We start from the raw sequence: 20371 nt of genomic DNA on the forward strand, positions 1-20371 counted from the left end.
TAACGTGGATTAATTTGGAGTATGATAGTAATAAAGAAGGACAAGCTTCAGGCAAGCGGCTAAAAAACTATGAACACTCTCAGCGAATGCATTCTAAACAGGAGCCGGAAGCATAGAATAATACTAACAGGTATTCACTCCGCTCCTACGGGCAGAATCGGATACAAAAATAGCCCGCGGCAGTCGTTCGCGCTCGCGGGCGGAGATAGGCACAGTAATGCAGGACGAAACTAGACGTTTTTCTCCGCTGTGGAGAAAGCTGCCGATTTGCCGCTTTTACTGAAGGAAAATTCCAGGCTTTTTTTGGTGTTGATCGCCACTTTGCGCAGAAGTAGTTCGTGGTATTTCCGTTGGCGGATTGCTGAGATGGTGACGTGCGGGCCTTCGCCGTCTTCATTAAAATAAAGCCGGCCGCGCCGCTCGTCGTATTTGCGGATGTGATTGAAATTGACGTAAAGATCGGTGTCCATCTTCTTGAAATCGTTCTCTTCCAACCGGTCCAAAAAGCTGCTGAAATCAAGCAGCGACTCAATACTCCTCGTAATTGTCGCGCCTTTCTGGTAATACGTAATTTCTTTCATACCGATCTCGATGAAGTAGACGTTCGACAGGTCCATATCCTCGTTTTGTTTGGGGGCCAGAGACGATGCAATATGACTGCTCATCAGATGCCCTGCCTTAATCATCAAATCGGTATAAGGGTAGCCGTATGCAGCCGACAGCTTCTGAAGCGTATCCGGCGACGGGGTTATTTTGTCATTGGTCGAACGGTTTCGCTCAAGCTCGAGATCCCGGATGTAGGCATGGGAAAGACCGCTTTTGCGAGCCGCTTCTCGCAAAGACATCGAGCCTCGAAGACCCTCTAGAAATTTTCCGAAATCGGGAATTGGTTGTCCCAAACCTGGTCACTCCTCTCTGAAACTATTGTAATGGACAAACGTATGAAAGGAAATAGCAATTTCTAAAAAAGCGTTTATCTGGTGGTCTGCCTCTTGACTCTATGTAATACGAATACTACATTAGAAGTAGCACACTTTTTTAGCTTTACAGAAGGGGGTGGGATTGTAATGAGAGACAAAGTTATGAATCGTTGGAGCACCTACGAACCCTACTATATTGAATTTAATGGTTACAAAGTAGCAGATATCGTCATTACCAGCCATGCGCTCAGCCGATGGTCGGAGCGTGTGGAGAACGAGCAGGGCGGAATTGAGCATATTTGCTCCTTTTTATGGGAAAGACTGAAGAACTGTAAAGTCCAACCTTATTATGCAAATGAAAAAGACGTTTACCTGATTGACGATGACCTTGTGATGGTCGCCGAGTTTGTCGAATTGAAGGATGAAACCGATATCGCAGGCAATCCTCTGCATAAAATGATTGTCGTTACGTTCTTGGGCCGCGTGTCTCAGGATATTCAACTTCGCGATTTGAAAGCCTATTACTCCTGGCTGCGCCACACCCGTCGCATGACCTTGGTGAAACACGGAAGAAAACGCAAATAAGCGGCACTTGCCCATAACCATATTCATACCGAAGGCTGGCCTCTACAGGTCGGCCTTTTCTTGCATTTACTTTAAGTATACCATAATATACCAAAGGATGCGACGGGTTTTTATGTCGAATGCATAAATTCCTTCCACTCATGGGGAAAATTAGGGTGAGCAGGAAGGGGATGAAGCGTTATGGCCCGTGATTTGCCTATTGGCAACGGCAATGTGCTTATTAATTTTGACGTCCATTACAATGTTCGGGATGTTTATTTCCCTTATGTCGGTCAGGAGAATCAAGCGCTGGATCATTTATCGCATTTTGGCGTATGGACGGCGGAAGATTTTTTCTGGATCGATCATCCGGAGCTGAAGAAGCAGTCCGGCTATTTGAACGATACCCTGATTACGAACGTCGCCTGCACGCACGAACGGCTCGGCCTCAAGCTGCAGCTTCGTGACGGCGTGGACGTACAGGAGAATGTCTTCATTCGCAAGGTGGTCGTGGAAAACGACTGGGACCGGGAACGCGAGGTGAAGCTGTACTTCCATCTGGATCTGCATTTGTACGGCAACGGCGTGGGCGATACGGCATACTATGACCCGGAATTGAGATCGCTTGTATTTTACAAGGGGCACCGGTACTTGTCGTTGTCGGGCCGGGGGCCGGATCAGAAGGAGGCGGGAGTGACTTCGTATGCGACCGGGCAAAAGGAAATGAACCGGCTCGAAGGGACATGGCGGGATGCGGAAGACGGACGGCTCGGCGGCAATCCGATTGCACAAGGGTCGGTTGACGGAACGGTCGAGCTGGCCTTGCGGGTGCCGGCCAAGGGTGCAAAGGAAGCCTGGTTCTGGATTTGCTTCGCCCGGGCAGATCAGGAAATCCGCAAGCTGGAGCGCACGGTCCGTTCGGCTACGCCGCAAGCGCTGCTGCAGCGCACGTACAACTACTGGGGGCAATGGCTCGGACAAGATCGGCACGATTTGAAGCTGCTTGAGCCGGACATCGCTTCCTTTTACAAGCGCAGCCTGCTCGTGGTCCGCACGAATACGGACAACCGGGGGGCCATCCTGGCCGCCAACGATTCGGACATTTTGAAGTTTGCGCGCGACACGTATTCGTATATGTGGCCGCGGGACGGCGCGCTAATCGCGCATGCGCTTGACCGAAGCGGCTATCATGCGCTGACGAAACGATTTTTCCAGTTTTGCAAGCAGGGATTGTCGGAGGACGGCTACTTGCTTCACAAGTACAACCCGGACGGCTCCGTCGGTTCGAGCTGGCATCCGTGGGTCAACGCCCGAGGCGAGAAACAGCTTGCCATCCAGGAGGACGAGACGGCGCTTGTGCTGTTCGCGCTGTGGCATCATCACCGGCAGGCCCGGACGATGGACGAAGCACGCGACGACTACGACAACCTTGTCCTGCCTGCAGCCGATTTCCTGGCGCGTTATACTGATGCTTCCGGATTGCCGCTGCCTTCGCACGACCTGTGGGAGGAACGCTACGGCGTGCATTTGTTCACGGTCGCGAGCGTCTATGCGGGGCTGCTTGCCGCCGCAGGCTTCGCCGAGCATTTCGGGGACAAGCTGAGGGCGATGCACTACCGGGATAAGGCGGGCAGCGTGAAGCAGGCGGTCGAGCACTCGCTTTATTCCGAGCAGGAGCAGCGGTTTATCCGTTCGCTTTATTGGAATGACGAGAAGCAGGCGTACGAGCCGGATTTGACGCCGGATGCGAGCATGTACGCGATATTCGACTTCGGGATGTTTGAGCCGGACGATCCGCGGGTCGTTTCTACTATGAAAGCAATCCGCGAGCAGCTCTGGGTGCAGACGGAAGTGGGAGGGCTTGCCCGGTATTCCAACGATTATTATCATCAGGTGACGAAGGATGTCGCCAAGGTGCCGGGCAACCCGTGGTTTATTTGTACGCTCTGGTATGCGGAATATGTGATTGCCGCGGCGAAGAGCGAAGAGGAACTGAAGGAAGCGGCGGATCTGCTGCGATGGACGATGAGCCATGCGCTGCCTTCGGGGATTTTGGCCGAACAGGTGCATCCGTTCAGCGGCGAGCCGATGTCCGTTTCGCCGCTGACCTGGTCCCATGCGACGTTCGTCAAGGTGGTGCAGGAATATTTGGCGAAACTGAAGCTGTTCCGGCACCGGGAACGGGGCCGCGAGGATCAGAGCGACGCGAAGCTGCTTCATGCAGCGGGAGAGAAGCGATGAAGGCGGTGCGCGTAACCGGCCTTGCACCCGCGGGCGGAGCGGGGACCGGGGAGGCGTCGCCGAAGCTGGAGCTGGTCGAGATCGAGCGTCCCGCGCGGCAGACGAAGACGGACGTGCTCGTCCGCGTGCTCTGCATCGGGCTTGACGGGACGGACCGCGAGATCATGAGCGAAAAGTATGGCGTGCCGCCGGCGGGCGAGACGTCGCTGACGATCGGGCACGAATCGCTCGGTGTCGTGGAAGAGGCGGACCCGGCCACGGGGTTCGCGCCGGGAGACGCGGTCTGCGCCTTGGTGCGCAGGCCGTGCGCGGAACCGGGCTGCGTCAACTGCCGCAACGGGCAGCAGGACTTCTGCGAAACGGGGCAGTATACGGAACGAGGCATCCGGGGCGCGCACGGGTATTTGTCGGACTATTATGTCGAGGATGCGAGATATTTGGTCAAAGTGCCTGTGGGAAGTCTCGCCTACGGGATCTTGGCTGAGCCGCAGAGCATTGTCGAGAAGGTATGGAACGAGGTGCAGCGCATTCAGCAGCGGCTCGTCTGGCAGCCGAAGACGGCGGTAGTGCTCGGCTCGGGGCCGCTTGGGCTGCTCGCTGCGCTAACGTGCCGGTGTTTGGGCCTGGATACGGTGGTATGGTCCAAGTCGCCGGACGATTCGATCGGGGCCGAGCTGGTGCGGGCCTGCGGAGCGACATACGCGCGGGCGGAAGACGAAGCAGCCGCCCCGGCGGGCTCCGGGGGCGCTCCCGCCGTATCCGCGTTGGGGGCGTTCCTGCAGCGAAACGGCCGGCGCGCGGACCTCATCTTCGAATGTACGGGCTACAGCCCGCTCGCCTTTGACGCGATGGCCGCCTTGGGGCCGAACGGCGTGTTGGCGCTTCTTGGGGTAACCCCGGGCAACCGGAGCATCCGCATTTCATCGGACCAAATTAACCAGGAGCTGGTGCTGGAGAACAAATGCGTGCTCGGCTCGGTGAACGCGTCGCGCAAGGACTTTGAAACCGGGCTGTACCGGTTGAAGCAGATGGAAGTCCGTTTTCCCGGCCTGCTGGGCAGACTGATGACCGACCGGCTGACGCTTCAGCAGGTGCCGCAGCTGGATTTCGGCCGGATCGCCGTCAAAGCCGTGGTCGATCTTGTGCCGCGGGAGCAATGGACTGGACTGGTCCGGCACGAAGCGGGCGAGGTGGCGTACAGCTTCTCGGTGTAATGTGTAAGGCAGCGTCATATTGAGATGAATGGAAAATAAGCGGGCATCGCCTTCGACTGTGAAAGCGGCTGTCCGCTTATTTTCGTTTGGGATCACGGCGAGCAATTATAAGGCTCGTCAGCAAAACCGCAAATACGAGTGCCCCGACCGCTCCTGCAACCGTCAAGCTCCAAGGTGCTGCCGGGGAGCCCTCGGGCGTAACCGATGTCGGGGGAAAAGACGCTATGTCCGCGCGTCTCTGCTCCCACAGCGCAGTTCGGCCGCAGAGATGCGCGGTTAGCACTCCGTTTTTCTGAGCAGCGTAGACGAGGTACGCCTCGTCTTGCTGCACCGGCATCCACATGGTGCTTACCTGCACGTCGATTTTGCCGGAAGCGACGCCTTTCCAGGCTTCTGTCACCTCGAACGTGGTTGCTCCGTTTTTTCTCTCGCCAACGGCTTTGCCATGAAATACGACCGTGCTGCGGGCGAATTCCTCATTGACGGACGGTTGTCTGGCACAGGATAGCGCGTTTGCCTCTCCCGCAGGCCATATCAGCCCAAGGACCCAGATCAGAAGCAAGGCTGCCGGGAAATAGCGTCTCATCGGAAACATAGTTCTCCTTTCCGCTCGGGTGTTGGAATCTTCTTCCCCTAAGACGCGCCGGTCCGCTCAAAGGTTGCTAGCCTTCGCAGTCGTACGGATGGACCTGTTGACTGTGACGGTATTCGGAGGGCGAGTGCCCGCAATATTTTTTGAACTGCTTGGAAAAGTACAGCGCATCGCCGAAGCCGACGGAGGAGGCGACCTGCTCGATCGTCAGCGGCCCCTGAAGCAGCAGCTTCGCGCGTTCCATGCGGATTTTCAGCAAAAACTGCATGGGCGACAGGCCGGTGTGCTGCTTGAACATTTTGGACAGGTGCGTCCGGTGGTACCCGAGCGTCCGGGCCATCTGCTCGATGGAGATCGGCTGGTAATACTGCAGCGTTAACCAGCGAATCGCCTGTTCTACCTGCTGCTGAATGACGGAGCCTTCTTCTTTCGGCACCTCCTCGCGCATCCGGTCCTGTGCGTATTCGCCGAACAAGAGGCGCAGGTAACCGCCTGCTTGCATATCGCAGCCGGGCTTGGCGAGGTGCAGTGTTTTTTCCAATTGATAATAAAGCGCTGTCAATCGGCGCAGCCGGTCGGAGGAAATCACCGGTTTATCCGGGGAGATGCCGGCCTTGCTTAAAAACTCGTCCGCCCGTTCACCCTTGAAGCCGACCCAGCGGTACGCCCACGGCTCCGAGGAATCCGAAACGTAGGTGACCAGCTCGCCGGGAAAAATAAAGAAGCTGCTGCCTCGTTCCAGACGATAATCGCGATGCACGCAGCGAAAATTGCCCCGGCCCGAAACGACCGTATGCACCAAATGATAGTCCAGCACCTGCGGTCCGACCTTGTGCTGCGCTGCGGTCTGGGCATGGCCTGCGAACAGCACGGTCAGCTCGCCTTTGCCGGGGTGAGGATTGAACGACGCCTCGTGATAGACGTGAGCTATGATGGTACACCTCCGTCAGTTTTGATATGATGTAGACAAGAAAGAAGGGAGAGATTGACGAATGAATTGGAAGCAGACCATCCGGGAGAACGGGCACCATCTGTCATGGGTTGTGGCGCTCACGGCTACGCTGGGAAGCCTGTACTTTTCGGAGATTATGATGTTTACCCCATGCAAGCTGTGTTGGTACCAGCGCATCCTAATGTACCCACTGGTGATTATACTGGGCATCGCAGCCGTGCGCAAGGAACGACATATGTACCTGTATGTTCTGCCGATGTCCATTTGGGGCGGAGGCATTTCGCTATATCATTACCTCATGCAGAAGACCGACTGGTTCAAGACCGGGGCTGCGGCGTGCGGCCCGGTTCCATGCGACTTGGACTATATCGATTGGTTCGGGTTCGTCACGATTCCGTTCCTGGCGCTGGTCGCATTCGCGCTGATTACGGTTCTGCAAATTTTGATGTGGGTGGCTGAAAAGAAATAAGACGCACTACATTTCTCCATACGAAAGTGGTTTGTGTCCATATGCATTCCCGGCGAAGCGGAGTATAGTCAAAGCAAGCAAGACAATGACGTTTCCACAAGCGGGGAGGCAAAAGAAGATGGCAAAGATTACTTTTCTTGGAGCAGGCAGTACCGTATTCGCCAAAAACGTGCTCGGCGACGTCATGCTCACGCCGGCGCTGCAGGAGTTCGAGCTGGCATTGTTCGACATCGACTTGGAGCGGCTGAAGGATTCCGAGAACATGCTGAACAATCTGAAAAGCTCGCTCGGCAGCGGCTGCACAGTGAAAGCGTATACGAACCGGAAGGAAGCGCTGCGCGGCGCGAAATATGTCGTGAACGCCATCCAGGTCGGCGGGTACGATCCTTGCACGATTACGGATTTTGAAATTCCAAAGAAGTACGGCCTTCGTCAAACGATTGCCGATACGATAGGGATCGGCGGCATTTTCCGGAACCTGCGCACCATTCCGGTCTTGCTGGATTTTGCCAAGGACATCCAAGAGGTTTGCCCGGACGCCTGGTTCTTCAATTACACGAACCCGATGGCGGTCTTGACCAATGCGATGATTACATACGGCGGTGTCAAGACGGTAGGGCTGTGCCATAGCGTACAGGCCTGCGTGCCGCATCTGTTCCGCTGTTTGGGGCTAGACAGCGGTGGGGTGCAGGCGAAGATCGCGGGCATCAACCATATGGCCTGGCTGCTGGAGGTGACGAAGGACGGCGTAGACCTGTATCCCGAGATCAAACGCCGCGCTTCGGAGAAGCAGAAGGAGGAGCATGGGGATATGGTGCGCTACGAGCTGATGTTCCGGTTCGGCTATTATGTAACGGAATCCTCGGAACATAACGCCGAATATCACCCTTACTTTATCAAGAAGAAGTACCCCGAGCTGATCGAGCGGTTCAACATTCCGCTGGACGAATACCCGCGCCGCTGCATCCACCAGATCGAGAAATGGAAGACGATGCGCGAGGAACTGGTCAACGACAAAACTCTGACACACAGCCGTTCAAATGAGTACGCCTCGTATATGCTCGAAGCGATGGAAACGGATAAGCCGTTCAAGATCGGCGGCAACGTGATGAATACCGGACTTATTACGAATTTGCCGAAGGAAGCGTGCGTCGAGGTGCCGTGCCTTGTCGATGCGAGCGGCGTCACGCCGACGTATGTCGGGGATTTGCCGCCGCAGCTTGCCGCGCTCAACCGCACGAACATCAATACCCAACTGCTGACGCTGGAAGCGGCCGTCACCGGCAAAAAGGAGCACATTTACCATGCCGCGCTGCTGGACCCGCACACGTCAGCGGAGCTGTCGATCGATGACATTGTGGCGCTGTGCGACGATCTGATCGAGGCGCATGGCGATTGGCTGCCGAAGTATCGGTAAATAAGCTGTCGAAAGTATGGTAAATAAGATATATTGAAAATTCGCAGGCGCTCGAAGAGACCGGGTTATCGATCTCTTGGTGCGCTTTTTTTGTAGTGCTTGCATACCATTTTCTTATTTTATTGTATAAAATTACATAATTGTTCTTGTGCATCTTATTTTACAATATTATACTATCATCATTATCAACTACTCTATTAAAATTTCATAGGGATAGGCTTCGACAAACGAATTCCCTTGCTCCGTCCCTGCTTGGAGGTGATTGTCCGCAAACTCTCATTCCGGTAAGGCATGACTTGAAAGCAACCAGATCCGCAGATGTTCTCTCTGGAGGATGCCACGAATTTGCTGAAACCAAGTCAAAGGAGCGGATGAATATTGTTGAAGCATAAAAAGTTAAGCAAGCATCTTTCCCTGGGGATGGCCATTCTCCTGTCGCTAACCTTCAGTTATCCGGCCAGTGCCGATAACACAAGCGTCTCTCAAAAGACCGATCTCAAATCCAGCTCTCCCCACATCGCCACCGATAAAGTTTCTTCCAAGCTCAGCCAGCAGTTTAGCGATGACGAATACGTCACCTACCTCGTTAAAATGAAAGAGCAGGCGGATACGACAGCCGCTTCCAAAAATGCCCTGCAAAAATTGACTCTCGAAAAGGCCACGCCGGCCGCCATCAAGCTTGCCAGACGGAGCTCCGTTGTCAGCTCGCTCCGCGAAACGGCTTCCCGCTCACAGCAATCCTTGGAACACTATCTGAAGAAAGAGCTTGAACAGGGGGGAGTTAAGGACTATAAGAGCTTCTATATTGTCAACGCCATGGCGGTAACGAGCAGCAAATCCGTTATGGAGAATATCGCCCAGCTCCCGGAAGTCGACAAAATTTTGCCGAATGAAGAGCGATTCCTGGATAAAGTGGAAATCGACAAAGAAGCCGAGGCCAAAACGGATGCAGTCAAACAAGACAATGTGAAAACGGATGCCATCAAGCCGGCCAACGTGGAGTGGAACATCTCGCAGGTCAATGCACCCGAGGTTTGGGCCAAGGGCATCGACGGCACCGGCATCGTTGTGGCCAACCTGGATTCGGGCGTGGATTACACGCATCCCGCGCTGCAGCGCAAGTGGCGGGGACTGGACGCTTCCGGGAATGTCGTGAATCCGGAGCTCAGCTGGTATGACCCCCACAGCAGATCACCGCTGCCCGCTGATGGAGACGGTCACGGTACCCATACGATGGGAACGATGGTCGGTTCGGAGGCGAACGGTGCAAACCAAATCGGCGTTGCCCCCGGGGCCAAATGGATCGCGGTGCGGATTTTCAATCCGAGCACGACCGACGCCATTATTCTTGACGGTGCCCAGTGGCTGCTTGCCCCCAAGGATGCGCAGGGCAATCTTCACCCCGAGCTGGCGCCGGATGTCGTGAACAACTCTTGGAGCGGCGGGGCGGGACTCGACGAATGGTTCCGGCCTATGGTTCGAGCTTGGCGGGACGCGCAAATTTTCCCCGAATTTTCGGCAGGGAACAAGAGAGCGACGAATCCCGGCGGACCCGGCTCCGTAGCCAATCCGGCCAACTATCCCGAAGCGTTCGCCACCGGAGCGACGGACATCAACAAGAACTTGGCCGATTTCTCACTCCTCGGTCCTTCTCCTTACGGTGAGATTAAACCGGAGGTTTCGGCTCCCGGGGTCAACATCCGTTCTTCCGTTCCGGGCGGAAAATATGAGGGCGGCTGGAACGGTACCTCGATGGCCGGCCCGCATACGACCGCGATTGCCGGGCTTCTGCTGCAAGCCAATCATTCCTTGACGGTGGATCAGCTCGAGCAAATCCTTATGGATACGGCCACCAAGCGAACGGACAGTCAATATCCTGTCACCCCGAACAACGGATACGGTCACGGCATCGTCAACGCGCTTGATGCGGTCGGGTCCGTCCTGGAGGGAGTCGGTACGGTATCCGGCAAGGTCGTAACCGCTGGAGACGATGACGAAGCTCCCGTATTGGAGCATACGCCGTTAACCCTCGTGTTCAAGGGGCTGGATGCCCGGGTGTCCGCCCGCGTGAAAGATAATGTAGCCGTGAATGCGGTCGAATTGTTTGCCAAAGTTGCAGGCACGGATCATTACACGTTCATTCCAATGGAGCGCAAGTCGGGCGACAGCAAGGACGGAATTTACGAAGCGACGATTCCTGCATTTCTGCTCGATACGAAAGGGCTGGAGTATTATATCCGCGTGAACGATTACGGCAACAACGGCTTTAACAGCAACGTGTACAAGATCCCGGTATCCAGCGGCGTTAAGCCCGGCTATTTCCAGGATTTCGAGAAAGATAATTTGGGCTTTACCACCGGAGGCGAAGGGGGCGCTTGGGCTTGGGGAGTTCCGAGCAGCGGTCCGGGAAGCGCTTATTCCGGGCAAAAGGTGGTCGCCACCAATCTGACAGGCACTTATCCGGCCAGCGCCAACTCCTATTTGCTTGCTCCGCCGATCGATCTTACGACAAGTCCGGAAGGAGCCGTGCTTTCCTTTAAGCATTGGTACGACCTGGAAAATAATATCGACTTCGGCAAAGTGTACATCGCCTCCAAGGCCAGCAATGATGCCTTCGTGCCGCTATTGACCTTCACGGGAAGCAGCGGGGGCTGGAAAACGCAGTATGTGGACTTGAAGCCGTACGCGGGCCAAGAAATTTCCCTGATGTTTAATTTGACCAGCGATGCCTCGATGCAGAAGGCGGGATGGTATATCGACGATCTTTCCATCCAGCCGCCGGATCAAACCGCCCCGGCAGCCCCTGGCAGCTTGAGCGCTTCGGCGGACCCTGTCGGCAATGTCACGCTAACTTGGACTCCGCCTGCCGACGAAGATCTGAAGCAGTATAAGGTGTACCGTTCCACGCGTTCCGGCACAGGCTATGAAGCGATCGGCACGGTGACGTCGGCAACGTATACCGATACGAATACGGTGGAAAATACCACCTACTACTATGCCGTGACCGCTCAAGATTACAGCGGCAACGAAAGCGTCAAGTCGAACGAAGCCTCGCTGACCGTTCGTCGTCCCGCTATCCTGTTCAGCGATTCTTTCGATTCGAATACGGATAACGGCTGGACTCACAGCGGAGCCAAGGACGAATGGGAACGGGGAGTGCCTGTTGCCCCCGGACCGACCGAAGCCGTATCCAAGCCTAACGTATGGGGAACCGATCTGGACGGAACTTACGAGAACGGTGCCGACGCCTCGCTGGTTTCTCCGAGCATCAACCTGACGAATGTGACGAATGCGACGCTGGCGTTCCAGCACTGGTACGAAATCGAAAGCGGCTATGACTACGGCTATGTGGAAATATCCACAAACGGGGGAGACACGTGGTCCGAGCTGGGCAAATTCTCGCATAACACGAGCGGAAAGCAGTGGAGCCCCGTCTACTACAATCTGGATAAATACACCGGGAAAGAGGTCCAAATCCGCTTCAGACTGAAGAGCGACAATACCGTATCGAAAGCCGGATGGTACATTGACAACTTCCAAGTACTGAATGTGACGACTACCGTGCAGACGGAGAATACGGCTCCCGAGATGAATATGCAAAAGCCGAAGCCGGTTTATGACAATCCGCTGTACAAGATTTCGAGAACCGAGAAGAGCGAGTTCAAGCCCGTTGTGAATAACGATAGCGTAGGAACGGCGAGCTTGCCTGCTAGCGCAACCGTCACCGTGCTTGAGACCGGCCGTTCCGTCAAAACAGATGCTGCCACGGGACGCTACAGCTTGACTCATGTGGCCGGCAAGTTCACGCTGAAAGCGGAAGCTTATGGATACTATCCGCGGACCCAGTCTGTTACGATTACCGACGGGACCGACGTCAAATCCAACTTTAATCTGGAAGCCATTCCTCACGGCCTAATTAACGGCACCGTGAAGGATGAACGTACCGGTCAGCCGATTGCGGGCGCGGTCGTGGTTCTTCAGGAAGACCCCCGAGTCGCCCCTGTGACGACGAACGTCTATGGCGGGTTTAATCTGGATGTGATGGAAGGCAGCTATACGCTTTCCGTTTCGGCAAAAGATTACTATGGCAAAACGGCCAAAATAACCGTTACTCCGAATGGCACTGTGGAGCTTCCGGTCACTCTGAAACCGTTCATCGGCTTCCCCGGTGAAATTGCTTACGACGATGGCACGCCGGAGAACGCCAGAGCTTTCAATGCAGCCGATAATGCCTGGGCCGTCCGGATGACGCCGGAGTCCGGCTCCGCGCAAGTGACGGGCGTATCGCTCCGCTTCTGGAATACGGAATGGCCGCAGCCGGGCGGGACGGCGTTCAAATACGCCATTTATGACGCTTCCGGCGCCGGTGGCGCACCGGGACGTCAGCTTGCCGGTCCGTTCGACGGAACTGCGCTTCGCAACAATCAATGGACGACGCTGGAATTGGCCGAGCCTGTGACCGTACAGGGCGACTTCTATGTCGTCTATATCCAGACGGTAGCCAATCCGAATTCACCTGGGCTCGCAACCGACGAGAACGGTAAAAATGCACTGCGCAGCTGGCAGCGTGTCGGCGGCGCGTGGAGCGCTTCTCCCAAAGAAGAGGGGAACTACATGATCCGCGCGGTCGTTCGCTATCCGGTGAACGCTCCCGTTATTACGGCGCCTGCCGATGACTTCTACACGAAGCAGCCGACCGTTGCCGTCACGGGAACTTCTCCGGCGAACGGAGCGACCATCCAGTTGTATAACGGAACGGAAGTGGCCGGAACCGCTAGCGTGCAGAACGGACAGTTCAGCTTGACCGTGCAGCTTAAGCCCGGGGCGAATCTGCTGAGCGCCGAAGCGGTCGTAGGCGGCAAAGCGACGGACCGTTCGGAGCCCGTCACCGTGACGCTGGACCAGACGGCGCCGGAATTGGTCGTTCTCTCTCCGGTAGAGGGAGCAAGAACCAATAGTGAGGTGCTTCACGTTACGGGGACGGCGACCGACCAGTTCTTCAACACGCTGACGGTTAACGGGCAGCGGGCCGAGATTGGCAACGACGGCACCTTCGCTCACCGTATTTTGATCAATCCAGGCCAGAACCTTGTGACGGTAACGGCAAAAGACCTTGCCGACAATGAAACGACGGTTACTCGTGCCGTGTACGTCGATCTGTCCCTGCCGAAAATCAATAATCTCTCGCCTGCGGCCGATGTTCGTCTTAAGGCAGGAGAGCCGCTTCATGTCTCCTTCGACAGCGCTCCTGGCCTGAATGCCTCTTTCCGCGTCGAAGTACCGCTTCTGCTGAGTGGCAAGGCGCGAAACGAGATTCCGTTGGCGGAAACGAGACCGGGTCACTACGAAGGCACTTATCAGACCCCGTCGTCCTTAGTGCTTAACGGCGGAGTCGTCGTTGTCCGCGTCTGGGATCGGGCGGGCAACCAAGCGGAATTCGAAGTGCCCGGCAAAGTGTACGTAACCGGCACCCAGCCTCCGGCCAATGTGCCGCCGGTCGCGGCCATTTCTGCGCCGGATACGGCGAAGAAGAAGCAGCAGGTTACGTTTAACGGTTCTGCCTCCCGCGATTCGGATGGAAAAATCGTCCGTTACGAATGGAAGTTCGGCGACGGCGGAACGGCTACCGGCGTCAAAGCGAAGCACCGTTTTACCACCGCTGGCACTTATACGGTGCAACTGACCGTCACCGACGATAAAGGGGCTCAGAATACGGCGGTGCATAAAATTACGATCAAGTAAGCGAAGGCAGCCTTGTTTTGGCCGATGCGATGCGTACCAGTTGAAAGATCGAAAGACCTCTGCGGTTCTGTGCCGCAGGGGTCTTTTTTATATGCCATGCCCGTTATGGACTTGTCCCACGAGCAAGGAGGGAAGCAGCAGGAAGACCGTCAAGAGACTTTTTGAGCGCCTTGAGGGAGCGACAGTATATTTTATAATAGCCTTAGCCTTGCCTGTAGTATGGCTATTTGGCTTTGCTGATTTTTGGTGAGAATATTGTATAATTTTAACCATTATTGTCGAGGAGACAGGAATAAAACGGGTGCGGTATGGTATTCAAACTTCGTTGGTGCAAGAAGTTAATGATTTTTTTTGCATGAACGGACCCGCGATATTTACGTCGGTTTGCCACATGTTACGCCGTTTGGTAAAATATATACGAACAATTATTCGTGTTCGATCAATTGATTTCCGACCGCACCAAATGACTCCACGACCAACGAAATGGGGAACAGCGATGAACAACAAGACAAAGGCGACTTGGATGCTTGCTACGGCACTTTCTCTCATGCTTGCAGCTTGCGGCAATGAGCAGGCCGCCGAGCCGCCTGCGCCGACCGAGTCGCCGAAGCAGACCGAAACACCGAAGCAGACCGAAACACCGAAGCAGACCGATGCCAAGAAGCCGGTTGAATCCAAGAAGCCGTCCGATTCGTCGGGCGATTCTGCGGTTGTCCCGGCTCCGCCGGTGACCTCCGTCAACTCGGAGTTAGCCAAGGACGCGAAGGCGGAGAAAGAGAAAGAAACGAAAGAAGCAAAAGCAAAAGAGACGAAAGAAACAAAAGCGACGAAGGACAAACCGACTCCGTCTGAGCCAGCGGACAAGCAAAACCAAACTCCCGGGGCGACGGGGGCTGTCTCCAATAACGGCAAAGCGGGCGCATCCGGACCGAAAAATCCGGCCGCAGCCGTCACAGACGGCAAAACGAAGGAACCGCCGGCGACGGGAACTGGGGACCGCAAGGCGCTTTCGTGGTATTACATGAAGAAGCCCAAAGGCCAAGTCCCGAATTTCCCGGCGGAGACGAAAAGCTTCACGAAAGACATGAAGGCGCTCTGGGTCGGCACCGGAAAAAAAGTATATTTGACCATCGATACAGGCGGACCGCTCGGAGATATCGATACGCTGGTGAAATCGTTGAAGGACAACAAGGTGAAGGCGAATTTCTTTATTGCGGGCTACAACGTCAAGAAAAATCCCGATTTCATCCGGACGCTGGTGGCCGACGGGCATCTGATCGCCAACCATACGATGACGCATACGGATATGAATACGCAAACCGACGAGCAGGTGCGCAAAGAAATCGAAGACTACGAGAAGCTTTATAAAGATGTGACTGGAAAGGACATCCAGCCGTATTTTCGTTTTCCGTACGGCCGCTATAATACGCACTTATTGAAAATGGTATCCGATATGGGGTATACGTCCGTCTTCTGGTCTACGGCCATGCGCGACTGGGAGCCCCGCAAGAACGGTGCGGAGGACCCTTACAACGACATCATGAACAATTTGCATGACGGCAACATTATTTTAATGCATCAAGGTTCGCCGGAAAACATCCAGGCGTTGGATAAAATCATCAAAGCCGTCAAAAAAGCGGGCTACGAGTTTGCGCTGTTAAGCGATATCGAGCCTCCGAAGTAGTATTTGTCCGGCACGCTCCGTTTTGAGCCGTGACCCGCCTTAGGGCGGGTTTTATTTTTGGCCGGGGTCTGTTAAGATAAAATGATCCGCATGGCGGAACAAGCCGAACCGGACACCTTTCCTTTTCGCTTTACATACCATAAACCTAGAAGTGAACAGACCAACATAAAGGAAGCGAATACCCGTGCAGCAAGCGATAGCCATATTGGATTCAGGAGTCGGCGGATTGACGGTGGTCAAAGAGGTCATGCGCCAACTGCCGCAGGAGAAAATCGTTTATTTCGGAGATACCGCCCGGACACCTTACGGACCGAGGCCGGCCGAGGAGGTTACTCGCTTCACGCATCAGATCGTCGATTATTTGCTTCAGTTTCATCCCAAAATGGTGGTCATCGCCTGCAATACGGCAACGGCTGTCGCTTTGGAGGAGATTCGCGCCAGATTGCCCGTTCCCGTGGTCGGCGTCATTCATCCCGGAGCCCGGGCAGCGATTAAAATGACCCGCAACCAGAAGATCGGCGTTATCGGAACGATCGGAACGATCCAAAGCAACGCCTACGAAACGGCGCTGCGTCAAATTTCGCCTCACATTGAAGTCGTGAGCCGTGCTTGTCCTTTGTTCGTGCCTTTGGTCGAGAAGGGCGTATTCCATGGCGAACAAACCCAGCAGGTCGTCGAGGAATCGCTTAGCGAGCTGAAGGAAACCCCGATGGATTGCCTGATTCTCGGATGTACGCATTATCCGTTCCTTGCGGATACGATAGCTTCGGTCATGGGACCGCAAGTTACTTTGATTAACTCGGCGGAGGAGACCGCGCGGGAAATCAGCACAATCCTGTATCACAAGGGAATGCTGGCAACCTCCAATAAGCTGCCGGTTCATCAATTTTTTTGCAGCGGAGATCCCTGGATGTTCAAGATGATTGCGCAAGGATGGCTCAACGAGCAAATTAAGGTGACGCCTGTCGTCTGGCAGGTTCCGAATATTATATAGCTCTCCGGCATATGCATTAGCGAACCCCGGGCCTTCGCGTCCGGGCAGTGAGCTGAGGAGGGCTGTCGGATGACATTTCCTTACGTCGTCAGACGCGGAGATACGCTTCATCGGGTCGCACGACGGTACGGTATGAACGTGACGGCGCTTTATGGGGCAAATCCGCATTTAAAGGAGCACAGCTACTTGTATCCCGGTCAAGTCGTCCACATTCCCGTAAGAACGACGAGCCGCTACGTTATTCAAGCGGGGGACACGCTGTGGGATTTGGCCCGGCGATTCAATATTTCGCTGGCGGAGCTCCAGTCGGCCAACCCCAATGCGGAGCCGCGTCGTCTGCGAATCGGACAAACCATCGTGCTTCCCGTAAGCAAAGGCTTGACGATTGTCGAAACGGATGCGGAGTACGATTATGCGGAGCTTATGGACGATGTGGATCGGCTGCTCGAAACGTATCCTTTTCTGGAAATGACGGTTATCGGTCAATCCGTGCTCGGAAAAGATATTCCGGCGCTGCGCATCGGCACCGGCCCGCGGGAAGTGCATTATAACGGGGCGTTTCATGCGAACGAATGGATTACGTCGCTGCTGCTGATGAAATTCATCGAAGATTATGCGGCGGCCTACGCCGGAAGGAAGCCGCTGCGCAGCCGGGATATGACCGTATTGTACGAGCAAACCTCGCTGTGGGTAGTGCCTATGGTCAACCCGGACGGCGTGGAGCTTGTGCAGCAAGGGCTTACTTCGGGGCATCCTTGCTATGAGGAGCTGCTCCGGTGGAATTATGATTCGCAGCAGTTCTCCCGCTGGAAAGCGAATATTCGCGGCGTCGATCTGAACGACCAGTTTCCCGCCCATTGGGAGGCGGAGCGTGATAGGCGGGAAGTGCTGGGGCCGGGTCCGCGGGACTATGCGGGGCCTGCGCCGCTGTCCGAGCCGGAAGCGCAGGCGATGGAGGCGTTCACCCGCGGGCGTTCGTTTCACCTGGTGATGGCGTTTCATACGCAGGGCAGGGAAATTTATTGGAATTACCGGGGGCTGGAGCCACCGGAAGCTGAAGAAGCGGCACGCCGGCTGGCGAAGGCGAGCGGCTATCGGGCCGTCAAGCTGACCGGCAGCGATGCCGGCTACAAGGATTGGTTCATTCAGGAGTTCGGCCGCCTGGGGTTCACCATCGAAGCGGGAATCGGCGTCAACCCTCTGCCGATCGGGCAGTTCCCGCAAATGTACGACGAGGCGATCGGCATCATGCTGGAAGGGTTGAAGCTGTAGAGGCGGCTCCGGCGACGTAAAAAAAGAAGTGCTTCCGCGAAGATCCAACGATCCGTGGCGGAAGGCACTTCTTTTTCACTTTATTTCACAAGCTTCAAAAATTCGCGCATGAATCCCGGCAGATCGGGCCAGGCATGTCCGGTGACGAGCTTACCGTCGACATGAAGCGTGTCCGGGCCATAGGTGGCGCCGAGGCGCTCGATATCGGGGCGGCAAGCCGTATACGCGGTCATGGTGCGGCCCTTGAAATAGCCGTAGTCCGGAAGCGAGGCGAACACTTGAGCTGCATGGCATATCGCTCCAACCGGCTTGTCTGCTTCCAGAAAATGAGCGATAATGCGGGGGACATTGACATCGGAACGGATGTATTCCGGCGCCCGGCCGCCCGGTATGATTAACCCGTCGTACTCGGACGGGTCCACATCCGCAAAGGCAATATGGGAAGGAAGCCGGTGACCGAGCTTTTCCGTATAGGTCTCCCAACCTTCGACGAAATCGTGCACGACGGTGTTGAGCGTCTTTTTCGTCGGCGAGGCGATGACCGCTTCGTACCCTTCCTCCAACAGCCGGTAGTATGGGTAGTACACCTCCAGTACTTCAACCGCGTCTCCTGCCAGTACAAGTACTTTCTTGGACATGGTATCACTCCTTGGTAAAGGTTGGAATGTCACTCTCTCATTATGCTGGATGAGAGAAGGGCTGTAAACGGGGTGAAATTGTCGGAATTTGTCGAATCGTTTCGGGATTGCCGAAAAATGGTGTATACTGTAGAGAGAGGCCATTCGTACAATTCGTACAAGGAAAGGGGACGATCGTCATGTGGAAGCGATTATGGTCACTGCGGCATTGGGGTCATGTATTTCGCCGAATTATCCCGCTGCTGCGCTCGTCCAAAGTGCCGATAGGGGAAAAGCTGCTGTTCTTCGTCCCTGCGCTCGTGTATTGGATTATGCCCGATGCGCTGCCATTCATTCCACTGGACGATATCGCCGTGACGATGCTGCTCATGACTTGGTTCACCGACCGGGCGGAGCGCAAATACGGCGCCACCTGAACCTAATAAATACGACAAAGAGCTGCCTGCGGGCAGCTCTTTTCTTCTCCCAAATCGAGTCTATCGAGAGACACTATTTGCTCTTCGGAAGCTCCGGCTCATACTCCTCCGCCGGCATGCGAATCCATTTTTTCAAATAGCCTTGCTCGTACAGCGCTTTGACCAGAATGATGAGAATCGGCGACAAAATCAGTCCGGCCACGCCGAACAGAGAAAGCGACACGATCATGAAGGAAAGCATCGTAAAAGCGGACACCCCGAGCGAGTCGCCCGTAATTTTCGGCTCCAGAATTTGTCTGGCGGAGATGACGACCGCGAGCAGGACGGAGAGCCAGATGGCCAGCGTCGTTTGGCCGACCACGAACAGGTAAATAATCCACGGAATGAACAGCGTCGAGACGCCGAGCAGCGGCAGCACGTCGAAGATGGCGGACAAGAGCGCGATGGAAAACGCATTTTTGATATTCATGACGAGCAGCGCGACGAAGATGACGGCAAACGTCACGCTGATCAGCTTGGCCTGCGCCTTGATATAGGTGACGATGCCGATCAGCACGTTTTCGCGGAGAAAGAGGAACGCTTTTTTGAAGGTGTTGGGCGTCTTATCCTCCGCGATCCGCTTCCAGGATTCGATTTCGATGCTTAGAAAGTAGGCGAGAATGATCGCAATGACGAAGTTCACCACGAAAGTCGAAAAGGACGTGAGAACGGTAAACGTGCTGGTCAGGAACGAGCGGACGATTTCGGTCGTTTTTTTCGCGATTTCCGCCGAATATTCCTTCGCTTTTTTCACGATTTCTTCCGTCGGAAGCGTGCCGAAGCGGTCTTGCAGATGGTCTGTCTGCTTGGCGATTTCCTGCGTCAGCACCGCGGCGTATTCAGGGAGCTTATCCTTCAGGCTGACGATCTGGCTCGTGAAGATGACTCCGGCGCCAGTGATCACCCCCAGGATGATGAGCACGAAAATGATGGTCGAAATCGTGGTCGCAATGACCTTCTTAATGCCCCTGCGGTGTAGAAAGCGCGCGAACGGTTCAATGATCATGTAAACGATAAAAGCCAGGAAGATCGGGGTCGCAATGCGGTACAGGTAACTGAAAACGAGCATGAACAGGTACACGGTAATTACAAGCAAAGTGATGTCAAAGATCGTTTTGTAATATTTGCGGTAAAACGAAATCATAGGGTCACCTCGGAATCTCAGGGGTCAGCATCATTTGGCCGCCCACAGCTTCATTTCTTTTAGCATTCGGTGC

Annotated in this window: 15 protein-coding genes; 10 read left to right on the top strand and 5 right to left on the bottom strand. The window is 55.1% G+C overall.

Features of this window, described 5'->3' with window-relative positions:
* Window positions 1–230 precede the first annotated feature (230 nt).
* Window positions 231–845 (bottom strand): helix-turn-helix domain-containing protein, encoded by a 615-nt coding sequence (locus QMG93_RS06605; protein WP_281934654.1) that lies wholly within the window; start codon window positions 843–845, stop codon window positions 231–233.
* A gap of 222 nt (window positions 846–1067) precedes the next feature.
* Between QMG93_RS06605 and QMG93_RS06610 the strand changes: the two genes are divergently transcribed.
* The 3 genes from QMG93_RS06610 to QMG93_RS06620 all read left to right on the top strand — a co-directional run bounded on the left by QMG93_RS06610 (window position 1068) and on the right by QMG93_RS06620 (window position 4939).
* Window positions 1068–1505: a hypothetical protein gene (locus QMG93_RS06610; protein ID WP_036682434.1), complete on the top strand. Its 438-nt coding sequence runs from the start codon at window positions 1068–1070 to the stop codon at window positions 1503–1505.
* Window positions 1506–1685: 180 nt separating this feature from the next.
* On the top strand, window positions 1686–3725 hold the full coding sequence (locus QMG93_RS06615; protein ID WP_281934656.1) for a glycoside hydrolase family 15 protein: 2040 nt from the start codon (window positions 1686–1688) through the stop codon (window positions 3723–3725).
* Complete coding sequence (locus QMG93_RS06620) at window positions 3722–4939, top strand: glucose 1-dehydrogenase (protein ID WP_281934658.1); 1218 nt, start codon at window positions 3722–3724, stop codon at window positions 4937–4939. Before QMG93_RS06615 ends, QMG93_RS06620 begins: the two co-directional genes overlap by 4 nt.
* 76 nt (window positions 4940–5015) lie before the next feature.
* On the opposite strand, the gene QMG93_RS06625 is transcribed toward QMG93_RS06620, so the two are convergent.
* Together QMG93_RS06625 and QMG93_RS06630 are read right to left on the bottom strand one after the other, a co-directional pair.
* Window positions 5016–5525, bottom strand: a complete 510-nt coding sequence (locus QMG93_RS06625) for a hypothetical protein (protein ID WP_281934660.1) — start codon at window positions 5523–5525, stop codon at window positions 5016–5018.
* Window positions 5526–5601: 76 nt separating this feature from the next.
* The gene (locus QMG93_RS06630; protein WP_281934662.1) at window positions 5602–6402 is read right to left on the bottom strand and encodes an AraC family transcriptional regulator; all 801 of its coding nucleotides are present in this window, start codon (window positions 6400–6402) and stop codon (window positions 5602–5604) included.
* 121 nt (window positions 6403–6523) lie between these two features.
* On the opposite strand from QMG93_RS06630, the gene QMG93_RS06635 reads away from it, so the two are divergent.
* The 6 genes from QMG93_RS06635 to QMG93_RS06660 all read left to right on the top strand — a co-directional run bounded on the left by QMG93_RS06635 (window position 6524) and on the right by QMG93_RS06660 (window position 18061).
* Window positions 6524–6952 (top strand): disulfide oxidoreductase, encoded by a 429-nt coding sequence (locus QMG93_RS06635; protein WP_108529974.1) that lies wholly within the window; start codon window positions 6524–6526, stop codon window positions 6950–6952.
* A gap of 118 nt (window positions 6953–7070) precedes the next feature.
* The gene (locus QMG93_RS06640; RefSeq protein ID WP_281934666.1) at window positions 7071–8369 is read left to right on the top strand and encodes an alpha-glucosidase/alpha-galactosidase; all 1299 of its coding nucleotides are present in this window, start codon (window positions 7071–7073) and stop codon (window positions 8367–8369) included.
* Window positions 8370–8747: 378 nt separating this feature from the next.
* Window positions 8748–14111 carry a S8 family serine peptidase gene (locus QMG93_RS06645; RefSeq protein WP_281934668.1) on the top strand — a complete coding sequence of 1788 codons (5364 nt, stop codon included), beginning with the start codon at window positions 8748–8750 and terminating at the stop codon, window positions 14109–14111.
* A gap of 496 nt (window positions 14112–14607) precedes the next feature.
* Window positions 14608–15795, top strand: a complete 1188-nt coding sequence (locus QMG93_RS06650) for a delta-lactam-biosynthetic de-N-acetylase (RefSeq protein ID WP_281934670.1) — start codon at window positions 14608–14610, stop codon at window positions 15793–15795.
* A 184-nt stretch (window positions 15796–15979) separates the two neighbouring features.
* Window positions 15980–16789, top strand: coding sequence for a glutamate racemase (gene racE, locus QMG93_RS06655; RefSeq protein WP_281934672.1), 810 nt, complete (start codon window positions 15980–15982; stop codon window positions 16787–16789).
* A gap of 69 nt (window positions 16790–16858) precedes the next feature.
* Window positions 16859–18061: a M14 family zinc carboxypeptidase gene (locus QMG93_RS06660; RefSeq protein WP_281934674.1), complete on the top strand. Its 1203-nt coding sequence runs from the start codon at window positions 16859–16861 to the stop codon at window positions 18059–18061.
* Window positions 18062–18141: 80 nt separating this feature from the next.
* Here the strand turns inward: QMG93_RS06660 and QMG93_RS06665 are convergent, their stop codons facing one another.
* On the bottom strand, window positions 18142–18699 hold the full coding sequence (locus tag QMG93_RS06665; protein ID WP_281934677.1) for a DJ-1/PfpI family protein: 558 nt from the start codon (window positions 18697–18699) through the stop codon (window positions 18142–18144).
* Window positions 18700–18878: 179 nt separating this feature from the next.
* On the opposite strand from QMG93_RS06665, the gene QMG93_RS06670 reads away from it, so the two are divergent.
* The gene (locus tag QMG93_RS06670) at window positions 18879–19115 is read left to right on the top strand and encodes a hypothetical protein (protein ID WP_010491542.1); all 237 of its coding nucleotides are present in this window, start codon (window positions 18879–18881) and stop codon (window positions 19113–19115) included.
* A gap of 73 nt (window positions 19116–19188) precedes the next feature.
* On the opposite strand, the gene ytvI is transcribed toward QMG93_RS06670, so the two are convergent.
* Window positions 19189–20298, bottom strand: a complete 1110-nt coding sequence (ytvI, locus tag QMG93_RS06675) for a sporulation integral membrane protein YtvI (protein WP_281934679.1) — start codon at window positions 20296–20298, stop codon at window positions 19189–19191.
* Window positions 20299–20371: the final 73 nt, after the last annotated feature.

Origin of the sequence: Paenibacillus tyrphae, from assembly GCF_027925525.1 — a bacterium.
In the GTDB taxonomy this organism is placed as follows: Bacteria; Bacillota; Bacilli; order Paenibacillales; family NBRC-103111; genus Paenibacillus_G; species Paenibacillus_G tyrfis_B.